Origin of the sequence: Pedobacter sp. JCM 36344 (genome assembly GCF_046546555.1) — a bacterium.
GTDB lineage: Bacteria > Bacteroidota > Bacteroidia > Sphingobacteriales > Sphingobacteriaceae > Pedobacter.
This window is the reverse complement of the sequence record NZ_JBKHKK010000054.1, coordinates 1-581: the sequence shown is the minus strand read 5'-3', so window position 1 is coordinate 581 and position 581 is coordinate 1. Positions and strand designations below refer to the sequence as shown.

Below are 581 nucleotides of genomic sequence, written 5' to 3'. Positions count from 1 at the left end.
AGGCAGGACTAAGGTCAAAGTTCTCGAACACACCATCTGCCGAACATACCGCGTGGAGTTTGTATCCATAATATCTGGCATTCTGCGAAGCACAGAAACCTTGGTTTGGGAAAGCCCCCTCCTGGTCTTTGCAGATCTTACTTCTGGTTATTCTCGCATTCTTGCATATCTCCAATGGCATCGAATCGACAATGAAATACTTCTTGCCATCATTCAGTCTTGCAGCCAGCTTTTTTCTTAGTACTTCGATGTAAGGGAACAGTTTTCTTTTTCTTCTGTTATATACACTGCGCTCTATCATACCCTCGAGCTTAGAAAATCGCAATTCTCTAAATAGCTGATATTCAGAATCTATACCCGAAGATTCCGCCACAACACTCAGCGTAATAAGCTCTAAATCAGACAACTTAGGCTTGACCGGTTTGTAATAGAAGTTGTCTATCAATGATATTTCTCTAAAGGTCTTCAGAATTAATTCGTATTTTCGTATAAGGTTGCTCATAATTATAATGACTTGGTAATCAATATAATATACTAATTTTTAGCGAAATGGGCAACCTTATTTATAATGCACTACGGGT

1 pseudogene is annotated in these 581 nt (G+C 38.9%); it reads right to left on the bottom strand.

The window, feature by feature from the left end:
* Positions 1-502, bottom strand: a pseudogene (locus tag ACHFIZ_RS17955) (IS982 family transposase); the annotation flags it as partial.
* Positions 503-581: the final 79 nt, after the last annotated feature.